At 64.3% G+C, this 8,775-nt stretch carries 11 protein-coding genes; 7 read left to right on the plus strand and 4 right to left on the minus strand.

Annotated features, from left to right (window positions below; all coding sequences use genetic code 11):
• The first annotated feature begins 1 nt into the window (after position 1).
• A complete protein-coding gene (locus CSQ99_RS18625) occupies positions 2 to 499 on the plus strand; it encodes a MarR family winged helix-turn-helix transcriptional regulator (protein WP_099040482.1) in 498 nt (165 codons plus the stop codon).
• Positions 496 to 906, plus strand: coding sequence for a DUF5313 domain-containing protein (locus tag CSQ99_RS18630; protein WP_099040483.1), 411 nt, complete (start codon positions 496 to 498; stop codon positions 904 to 906). Before CSQ99_RS18625 ends, CSQ99_RS18630 begins: the two co-directional genes overlap by 4 nt.
• Positions 907 to 916: 10 nt before the next feature.
• On the opposite strand, the gene CSQ99_RS18635 is transcribed toward CSQ99_RS18630, so the two are convergent.
• A complete protein-coding gene (locus CSQ99_RS18635) occupies positions 917 to 1,393 on the minus strand; it encodes a hypothetical protein (RefSeq protein WP_099040484.1) in 477 nt (158 codons plus the stop codon).
• A 434-nt stretch (positions 1,394 to 1,827) separates the two neighbouring features.
• Between CSQ99_RS18635 and CSQ99_RS18640 the strand changes: the two genes are divergently transcribed.
• On the plus strand, positions 1,828 to 2,514 hold the full coding sequence (locus tag CSQ99_RS18640) for a GAF and ANTAR domain-containing protein (protein WP_245908985.1): 687 nt from the start codon (positions 1,828 to 1,830) through the stop codon (positions 2,512 to 2,514).
• 129 nt (positions 2,515 to 2,643) lie between these two features.
• Positions 2,644 to 3,426 (plus strand): SigB/SigF/SigG family RNA polymerase sigma factor, encoded by a 783-nt coding sequence (locus tag CSQ99_RS18645; RefSeq protein ID WP_099040486.1) that lies wholly within the window; start codon positions 2,644 to 2,646, stop codon positions 3,424 to 3,426.
• 64 nt (positions 3,427 to 3,490) lie between these two features.
• Here the strand turns inward: CSQ99_RS18645 and CSQ99_RS18650 are convergent, their stop codons facing one another.
• Positions 3,491 to 4,147: an ANTAR domain-containing protein gene (locus tag CSQ99_RS18650; protein WP_141562698.1), complete on the minus strand. Its 657-nt coding sequence runs from the start codon at positions 4,145 to 4,147 to the stop codon at positions 3,491 to 3,493.
• A 612-nt stretch (positions 4,148 to 4,759) separates the two neighbouring features.
• On the opposite strand from CSQ99_RS18650, the gene CSQ99_RS18655 reads away from it, so the two are divergent.
• Positions 4,760 to 5,206 (plus strand): STAS domain-containing protein, encoded by a 447-nt coding sequence (locus tag CSQ99_RS18655; RefSeq protein WP_099040488.1) that lies wholly within the window; start codon positions 4,760 to 4,762, stop codon positions 5,204 to 5,206.
• 18 nt (positions 5,207 to 5,224) lie between these two features.
• Here CSQ99_RS18655 and CSQ99_RS18660 read toward each other — a convergent pair whose 3' ends face one another.
• Positions 5,225 to 6,064: an SDR family oxidoreductase gene (locus CSQ99_RS18660; protein ID WP_099040489.1), complete on the minus strand. Its 840-nt coding sequence runs from the start codon at positions 6,062 to 6,064 to the stop codon at positions 5,225 to 5,227.
• Between the two features lie 239 nt (positions 6,065 to 6,303).
• On the opposite strand from CSQ99_RS18660, the gene CSQ99_RS18665 reads away from it, so the two are divergent.
• Both CSQ99_RS18665 and CSQ99_RS18670 read left to right on the plus strand, forming a co-directional pair.
• On the plus strand, positions 6,304 to 6,723 hold the full coding sequence (locus CSQ99_RS18665; protein ID WP_099040505.1) for an EVE domain-containing protein: 420 nt from the start codon (positions 6,304 to 6,306) through the stop codon (positions 6,721 to 6,723).
• A 16-nt stretch (positions 6,724 to 6,739) separates the two neighbouring features.
• A complete protein-coding gene (locus tag CSQ99_RS18670; RefSeq protein WP_099040490.1) occupies positions 6,740 to 7,723 on the plus strand; it encodes a pirin family protein in 984 nt (327 codons plus the stop codon).
• On the opposite strand, the gene CSQ99_RS18675 is transcribed toward CSQ99_RS18670, so the two are convergent.
• Positions 7,720 to 8,631, minus strand: a complete 912-nt coding sequence (locus tag CSQ99_RS18675) for an MBL fold metallo-hydrolase (RefSeq protein WP_141562699.1) — start codon at positions 8,629 to 8,631, stop codon at positions 7,720 to 7,722. The two genes, CSQ99_RS18670 and CSQ99_RS18675, sit on opposite strands and share 4 nt — an antisense overlap.
• Positions 8,632 to 8,775 lie beyond the last annotated feature (144 nt).

Consider the following 8,775-nt stretch of genomic DNA (forward strand, 5'->3'; position numbering starts at 1 on the left):
CATGACCCTCGTCGAGGCAGGCATCGATCCCCTCGCGCTCGAACGGCAGGTGTGCTTCGCGCTCGCGGTCACCAATCGCGCGGTGTTGGCGGTGTACCGTCCGCTGCTCGAACCGCTGGGTCTCACACATCCGCAATACCTCGTGATGCTCGCGCTGTGGGACAACCACAAGTCCACTCCCGATCGGCCGCTGTCGGTCAAGGCGATCGCCGCTGCGCTGCAACTGGATTCGGCGACGTTGTCACCGATGCTCAAGCGGCTGGAAGCCCTCGGGTTGATCACCCGCACCCGCAATGTCTCCGACGAGCGCGCGACCGACATCAGCCTGACCAAGGCCGGCATCCAGTTGCGTCGACGCGCCCTGAAGATTCCGCCGGCCGTGGTGGAAAGACTCGGTGTCGGCCTCGACGAACTCGAACGGCTGCACGACGTACTCACCCGCGTCAACGCGGCGGCGCTGGCGGCGGGAGCGCTCGATGAAGGGAAAGATCCGCGATGAAGAAGCCAGGCCCTCTGCAGTTCATTGCCTACGCCTACGGGAAGCGGTTACCCGACTCGATGCGCGAGTGGGTTGCCCATGACCTCGCCGATCATGGCGCGGTACGACGGCACATGATCCGGATGGCGATACCGCCCTTCTTGGTCCTCGCGCCCTTCTGGCTGCTGCCGGCATCGCTGTACGTGCACCTGGAGATGACGGTGCCGATCTACATATGGGCGTTGCTGATGGCGCTGGCGCTCAACAAGGTGTGGCGACGCCATCGCCTGGCCCAACACGGGTGGGACCCGAATCTTGTCGACGAGATCAACCGCAAGAAGAACGCCGCCATGCACGAGGCCTACGCCCGCAAGTACGGCCCTCGTCCCGAAGAGGCCCGCTGGCAGTCCAACAGCAGCCCGTTCTAGGCGTCCTCGCTCAACGAGATACTTCCGCCCCGCTGGCGGGGCCGGGAGTGATCGCTCCCGGATAGAGAATCATCGGCGGAGGCGGTGGAGGCATATACAGCGTCATGCCGGTGTCCGGAGGTGCGGGCATGGCCGCGGTCGCCGGCGGCCCAACTACCTCGCCCCGTGGCGGCGGGGGTGGCGGGTCTTGTGGCTGCTCCAGGGTGTTATTCGAGGTCTCGTATGTGTACTTGCCGTCCGTGTAGTGATCGCAGTGCTTGTCACCGTAGTAATCCACGTAGCAGCACCTGGAGTAGCTGTGCTCGATATCGCTGACGATGGTGTACACGCCACCGGCGCTATCGCATTCGCTCTTTATCGTCGATTCAGGGATCGCGTTGCCGGCGGGCGCGGTCAGCATCATCGCGCCTGCCGCGATGGCGACACCTGCCGTGGCGAGGCGGGTGGCGTGCGAACGGACAAAGAAGATCCTGTGGGCAAGTGTCATGGCTCTCCTGGGTGATTGCTGAGGTGATAGGAGAGATCCTCGTGATCGAGCGACGGTTCCGTAATCGCCGGGAAGCCACACTCCGCGTCCGACAGGACAGGTTTTCCTAGCGATCGGGCAAGGGCGGTGGCGATCGACCGACTCCAACGATGGCGGCACGCCTTTAGGCGCAAAAGCGACTCGACGCCCGGGTTGCGGTGGCCAGGTCGACGGTCACTGGGACCGATAAGTGGCGTTTCTCGGTAGTACTGTCAGGTTGGCGGCCGGTGGCGTGACGCGCCCGCTGCTAGGTGGTCCGGGCACCGACCCGGATTCACCATCGTCACGTTGCTCGATGCTTCTGACAGTAGGGGCGCCGGGTGATGCCATCCATCCGGGAAAGTCGACGTGCCATGAAACGAGACGATCGCTTCACCCATCTGCTCGAGACCAAGATGGTCGAGTTGACCAGCGCCTTCTCGGCGCACTTTGACGCCGACCTCACGCTTGGGCACATCACCGCCGCCGCGGTCGACCTCGTAGAGGGCATCGACTACGCAGACGTCATGCTGATCGAAAACGGGTCATACCGTTCAGTCGCTCCCACCGCTCAGGTAGTCACCGACTTGGACCACGCGCAAATGCGCCTGCAAGAAGGCCCGTGTCTGGAAGCTGCAACCTTCGACTCGATCGTCCGGGCTCCGGACCTCCGTCAAGATCAACGCTGGCCCGACTTTGCCGCAGCCGCACTCGAAAATGGCATACACAGCGTGCTGTCCTTCCAGCTCTATACCCACCGCACCGGCACTGGTGCCTTGAACCTTCTCGGCAAGAGACCCCACGCATTGGACATCCAGTCCGAGGCCACCCTCGCGATGCTGGCGACCCACGCGGCGATCAGTCTGATCGCGGCTAGGAAAGAAGTTCAGTTCGAATCGGCACTGGCCAGCCGAGACGTGATCGGTCAAGCCAAAGGCATCATCATGGAGCGCTTCAAACTCGACGCCACCCGCGCCTTCGCCTTGATCACCAAACTCTCCCAAGACGCCAACATCCCCGTGCGAATCATCGCTCAGCAAATAGTCGACTCCCTCGCGGCAGCAGAGACGAACGGCGAACGCCACGTCAAAGACGACCGCTAGTTAGCCCGCCCGGAATCTGGGCGTTTCGCACCCCGGCACCGAGGGGTACACGCAAGGACACAAGGTTCAGCCATGAGCCGCTGATCAGCTAATTCCAGTGATAGTGGTAACCGACGGAGGACAGTCGGCATGGATGAGCCTTCCGAATATGCAGACGTGGCGCAGATGATTCGCCACCTCAGAACTCTCGACGAGGAATCGGTCCGGTATCGGCGCCAGCGAGACGCAATCGTAGAACGCTGCCTGCCGCTGGCCGAACACATCGCCCGCCGATATCGAAACCGCGGTGAGCCGCTCGACGATCTGATCCAGACGGCCCGCATGGGGCTGGTCCACGCTGTCAACCGTTTCGATGCCGATAACGGAGCAGACTTTCTGGCGTTCGCCGTGCCTACGGTCGCGGGCGAGGTTCGCCGACATTTCCGTGACCGCGGATGGGCCGTCAAAGTCCCCCGCCGCGTCAAAGATCTTCAAGGACAGCTGAATAACGCCCGCAGCGAGCTATCTCAGCAGCTCGGGCGTGCTCCCAACGCAACTGAGATCGCCGAGCATCTGGGTATCGACCGAGATCTGGTCATAGATGCGACATTCGCCGGGAGCAATTACTCGGTGTTGTCCACCGATTCGGCCTCCGGCTCAGACGACGCGTTCCCCAATCTTGCGGACAGGCTCGGCGAAATCGACGCGGGCATAGACAAGGTGCTCCAGGTGGAGACGGTGCGTCCGCTGATCGCAGCGCTGTCCGAGCGGCAGCGGACCGTGTTGACTCTGCGGTTTTTCGAGGACATGACGCAGACGGAGATCGCGAACCGCATCGGATGTTCACAGATGCACGTATCACGTCTTCTCGCCAACGCACTGGACACCCTTCGCCGCCAAGTACGCCAATCTGAACTCGCCGCCATCGGGTAGCCCGCTTCGATGCCGATACGACCCCTCGGGTCGCCAAGTCTCGTCATTCCCGTGGCATCTCGTCCTAATCAGACAACGTCATCCTCCTGGCGATGATGTCGGCGGCCACCGAGGACACCGGCCGGGCGCATGCGTAGGCGTGCGCGCGAATGCGGTCCACCCCTTCGTCGGCGGTAACACCCAGCTGGATGGCTACCATCCCGCCGGCCACGTGGATTTGCGTGCGAGTGAAGGGGTCTACGGCTACCTGGCTTTGGGCGCCCGTCATCGCAGCATCGTCGATCGCTTGTTCCGCGTTTCCGAAGTGGGCGACATGCTCCTGCCAGTTGGATTCCAGCTGGTACGCGATCGCGGACGCACACGCGCATGCCGCCGCGAACTCCGAATCAGCGAGGTCGCCGGTGGCGCGGCGGTACAACTCCAGGACTCCCATCGGTCGCCAGCCATCGGGCACAGGAATCGCGAACAACGCCTGCACGCCCAACTCTGTTGCGCCGGCTGCGAATACGGGCCACCGGGCCGTCTTCGCAACACTGGTCAGCTCTGGATAACACTGCGGTGCATCGCGAAGGTAGGCATCGAAGCATGGCCCCTCCCCGATGACGTACTGCAGATCGTCGAGCTGCTGGGCCAGCGAATCGGTGGCGTAGATCAACTCCCGGACCCGCCGCGAACGAGACACTACCGCCAGCGCAACGCCGTCCGCTTCCGTCTCTTGCATCGCGGTTTCGCATATCGCGCCCACGCCGGCGAATAGGGGATCTTCTGTCCGGCACCTCATCTGGCCTGCTATCCGGTTGAGAATTTCTTTGTCAGGTGCGGTCGATCCGCCGTGTGCGTTTCCGTTTCATGGACGACCGAGGACGATCCGCAGCGACCACAACACCGTCGTCTACCCGGCAACGTGAAGGACAAACAACAGGAGAAGCACGACCAATCACTGGATACGTTCCCGTAGTGGCGCAATGACGGCACGCACCACCGTCGTTCTGGCAAATGCCGCGCGTCCCAAAGGACCCAGGGTTGACCGCGACTTCGCGCGTATCCGCCTTTCCCCGCAAATTGCGCTACGGAATCCGTCGTCAATCCGGCGAAAATGCTCGTAGCGACATACCCCTTAGCCCGTCAAGATCATGAAAGTTCCACAGGGAACTTATAACTGAGGGTTTGCTGCATTCCGCACTTCACCCACGCGATCCGCACTATCCTCAAGTGTGGTTGAGCTCCCAGCCTGCTGGATGCCTCACCGCAGGATGAGACCACAGCCACCGCAGCGAAGTCGTCCAGCACACCAATCCATCAGCAATGCGCAACAGGACTTGGGGGAAGTGCGATGGCTGCCTTGCGCACCGTCAACGGACGCAGTCCGTTCCACGCGCGGACCGATGACGTGCGACGTTGCGGAAGCGCGACGTTCTCGGTCCGCCACTTCGCTCCAACCAGGGTCGTCGTCGCAGTCGTAGGCGAAGTCGACGCTCTCAATGCCCGAGACCTGGGTCGCTACGTTGAGCGTCACGTCCGGATGTCCAAGCAGTTGGTGCTTGACCTGCGGGCCGTTGACTTCGCCAGCGCTGCGGCGTTCACGGCGCTGTACTACGTCAGCGTGCACTGCGCTCGCCGCGACGTGGACTGGATCATCATCGGCAGCCACCACGTACGGCGCCTGCTGTCGATTTGTGACCCCGACGGTCAGTTGCCGATCGTGGACGATCTGGCCGTCGGACTGTCCCGATTGGACCACCTGGCGCAGTGCCGCTACCGCGTCGCCGGCGCAGGTTGATCCGCGACAACCGCGCGTTCAGAGGATGGGTCGGCCTCCGGTGACAGCCACCCGCGCACCGGATATGTAGCTGCCGTCATCCGAAGCCAGTAGCACGTACACCGCCGCGAGCTCGGCTGGCTGACCGGCTCGGCCCAACGGTGTGTTGTCGCCGAAGTTGGCGACTTTCTCCTCGGGCATGGTGGCTGGAATCAGCGGCGTCCAGATCGGTCCGGGGGCGACGCTGTTCACCCGAATACCCTTGTCTCCCAACATTTGAGCCAAGCTGGCGGAAAAGTTGGCGATCGCGGCCTTGGTCGCGGCGTACGGCGCCAGCGCGGGTGAAGGCATGTCGGAGTTCACCGAACTGCTGCCGATGACGGACGCTCCCGGACCCATATGCGGCAACGCTGCTTTCACCAGGTGAAAGTAGGCGCCCACGTTGAGCCGGAACGTATAGTCCCACTCGTCGTCGCTGATCTCCTCGAGGGAGTCGTGGCTCATCTGGAACGCTGCGTTGCTGACCACCACGTCGATTCCGCCGAACTCCTCTGCGGCACGGTCGATCACCGCTCGGCAGTGTTTCGGCTCGGCCAAGTCGCCACGTACCAATACGCATTTGCGGCCGGCGTCTTCGACGAGCCTGGCCACTTCGGCGGCATCTTCGTCTTCGTTGAGGTAGGCGATCAGCACGTCGGCGCCCTCGCGGGCGTAAGCGATGGCCACGGCGCGCCCGATTCCACTGTCGCCTCCGGTGATCACGGCGCGCTTGCCCATCAGGCGACCCGAACCGCGGTAGCTGTTTTCCCCACAGTCCGGGACTGGATTCATCGCCGACTGCACGCCGGGAACTTCCTGCTGCTGTTTCGGGAATCCCATGTATTCGCCTCTCCACTAACCGCTTACCGTCGCAATCGTTGTGCGCTCTAGCTCGACTTCGTTCCGCCCTTGCTGGAAGCGTCGGGAGTATTCGAGATCGCCGCCGCCATGTCAGTGCTCCTTCCGTGGTGCGCGGGATACCCGCTTACATGGCCGTCACACCCCAGGGGGAGGTGTTTATCCACAGGCGCTGCGCGCGAGCGCCGGATCTGTCAGCGCCCGCGCTTAGCGTGCAGGTCATGACGAACTGGATAAACACGGTGAGCCGTGGCCACGTCGAGCGCGGGGTCCGCGGGCGCTTCACGCAGGCCAATCACGGCAGGCCGCACATGTTGCGCAAGATGGAACGCGGCGACTGGATCATCTTCTACTCGCCGAAAACCGACTACCCCGAGGGTCGGCCGCTACAGGCCTTCACCGCAATCGGGCAGGTCGTCGACGACGAGCCGTATCAGACCGAGGTAACGCCCGACTTCGTGCCATGGCGACGCAATGTCGACTTCCTCGACTGCAAGGAGACGCCGATCCGCCCGCTGCTCGAGCAGCTCGACTTCATCGAGGACACGTCGCGGTGGGGCTACAAGTTCCGCTCCGGGGTTTTCACAATCGACGACCACGATTTCGAGGTGCTCCGTTCGGCGATGACCAGCCCTGGGTGAGGCCTACTCTGATCTGGTGAGCAACACCGACCCGGCGTCCGCCGAAGTCGTCTGTGCACCATCATCATTCACCGGCGTGCTGCATCCGCGTGAGGTGCCGCTCGGCGGACCGCGGGCAATTCGGGTCCGCCGCACGCTGCCGCAGCGGGAACGGTCGCTCATCGGAGCATGGTGCTTCGCCGATCATTACGGTCCGCACGACCTGCGCGGGAATACCGGGGTGACCGGCATGGATGTGCCGCCGCATCCGCACACCGGGCTGCAGACGGTGAGTTGGCTGTTCAGCGGCGAGGTGGAGCACCGGGACAGCGCAGGCGTGCACGCAATGGTGCGGCCCGGCGAGCTGAACCTGATGACCGCAGGCGCGGGGATCTGCCACTCCGAAGTATCGGTGATTTCGGCGCCGGCGACCACCGTCCTGCATGGCGCGCAGCTGTGGGTGGCACTGCCCGACGCCGACCGCGACACCGACCGCGACTTCGCACACTTCGCCCCATCGCCCCAGTCCCTGGGCGACGCCGCCCTGCGCGTCTTCCTCGGCGAGCTCGCCGACTCCCGCTCGCCGGTGCACACCTTCACGCCGCTGCTCGGTGCCCAGCTCGACCTCGATCCGGGAGCCGACCTCACGCTGGATGTCGACCGCACCTTCGAGCACGGCGTGCTGCTCGATCAGGGCAGCGTCGAGGTCGCGGGAACCGCACTCGACGTCGCCGACCTCGCGTTCCAAGCCGCCGGTTGCGATCAGCTGAGCATCGTCAACCGTGCCGACGGACCTGCGCGCGTCCTACTGCTCGGCGGCACACCGTTTCCAGAGCAGCTGGTCATGTGGTGGAACTTCGTCGGTCGCAGCCACGACGACATCGCGACCTACCGCCAGCAGTGGCAGGACCACGGCGACCGGTTCGGCTCCGTCGAGGGCTACCGGGGTCCAACGGCCCGGCTGGCCGCTCCTCCCCTACCGAATGCGACGCTGCGGCCACGTGCAAACCCGGCGAGCTAGGCCGCGGCGAACGTGAATGCAGTGCCCACTGCGTTCGGCACAAACGCGTCGGGCAGTGCGGCCGCCAATCGGTGCTGCGCCTTCCACCCCGTGCAGTGGGCGGGCACGAGGGTGTCCGGCGCCAATTCGAGGAACGCGCTGACCGTCGGTTCGATGATCGGCTCGAAGACTTTTCCGGTCAGGTGGAACCCGCCGAGCAGCGCATGCAGACGACCCACTCCCGTCAGCCGCAGGGCATGCCGCGCAATGTTCACCGCACCGGCGTGACCGCAGCCGGTGAGGACTACCAGTCCCTTGCCCCGGACATGCACCACCAGTGCCTGCTCGTCGAGCAGCAGCGGGTCGGGCTCCCAGCGCCCGCCACGCCACGCCTCGTGGTTCGGCAATCCGCGCTCGAATTCCGTGGTGCGGTCCACCTCGCCGGTGATCAGCACCGAGCCGTCCAACAACAGCGACGGCTGACGCCGCTCGATCACCTCGAACCCCTCGGCCTCCAGCGCTGAACGGCTGAGCGTCGGAAGTTCCATCGCCGGTGCGTTCGGCAGCGCGAGGCGCCGCCGGCTGAACACCAGCGGATGCACCGCCAGCGGCAGCCCGCTTCTGCCTCGCAGCCGGGCCAACCCGGGAAAGCCGCCGTCGTGATCGGGGTGACCGTGGCTGAGCACGACGACCTCGATCGCCGATGCGTCCAGCTCCATGCGCTCGAAGTTGGTCGCCATCCCGTCGGGCGAGATCCCGGTGTCGAAAAGCACAGTGTGCGTTCGGTTCCCGCGTCGGGTTGTCACCAGCGCGGAGAAGCCGTGCTCGGCGATCAATCCGGGCGAGGCGCGGCCTCCCTCGAACTGCGGCGCCGCGACCGGCGACACGGTTCCCATGCCTCTGCGACGCGCCGGGCCGACATCACCCATGAGGGCGTCGTAGCTGTGAGATATTGTCAAGACCTGTGGATGAGGTTGTTTCAGGCGACCTCGGTTTCGGTTGATTCGTCGCTCTCGGCGGGTGTGATGCCAACGGGCCGTTCGAGTAGCTTGCCTTTGTGGAACACCGCGCCG

The organism is Mycobacterium neglectum (genome assembly GCF_002591975.1).
GTDB classification, from domain to species: Bacteria; Actinomycetota; Actinomycetes; order Mycobacteriales; family Mycobacteriaceae; genus Mycobacterium; species Mycobacterium neglectum.

Coding starts and splice junctions, on each gene's coding strand:
- CSQ99_RS18635 (WP_099040484.1), bottom strand. CDS start 1,393: ATGACACTTGCCCACAGGATCTTCTTTGTCCGTTCGCACGCCACCCGC.
- CSQ99_RS18665 (WP_099040505.1), top strand. CDS start 6,304: ATGACGAACTGGATAAACACGGTGAGCCGTGGCCACGTCGAGCGCGGG.
- CSQ99_RS18625 (WP_099040482.1), top strand. CDS start 2: ATGACCCTCGTCGAGGCAGGCATCGATCCCCTCGCGCTCGAACGGCAG.
- CSQ99_RS18655 (WP_099040488.1), top strand. CDS start 4,760: ATGGCTGCCTTGCGCACCGTCAACGGACGCAGTCCGTTCCACGCGCGG.
- CSQ99_RS18640 (WP_245908985.1), top strand. CDS start 1,828: ATGGTCGAGTTGACCAGCGCCTTCTCGGCGCACTTTGACGCCGACCTC.
- CSQ99_RS18675 (WP_141562699.1), bottom strand. CDS start 8,631: ATGGGTGATGTCGGCCCGGCGCGTCGCAGAGGCATGGGAACCGTGTCG.
- CSQ99_RS18660 (WP_099040489.1), bottom strand. CDS start 6,064: ATGGGATTCCCGAAACAGCAGCAGGAAGTTCCCGGCGTGCAGTCGGCG.
- CSQ99_RS18650 (WP_141562698.1), bottom strand. CDS start 4,147: ATGCAAGAGACGGAAGCGGACGGCGTTGCGCTGGCGGTAGTGTCTCGT.
- CSQ99_RS18645 (WP_099040486.1), top strand. CDS start 2,644: ATGGATGAGCCTTCCGAATATGCAGACGTGGCGCAGATGATTCGCCAC.
- CSQ99_RS18630 (WP_099040483.1), top strand. CDS start 496: ATGAAGAAGCCAGGCCCTCTGCAGTTCATTGCCTACGCCTACGGGAAG.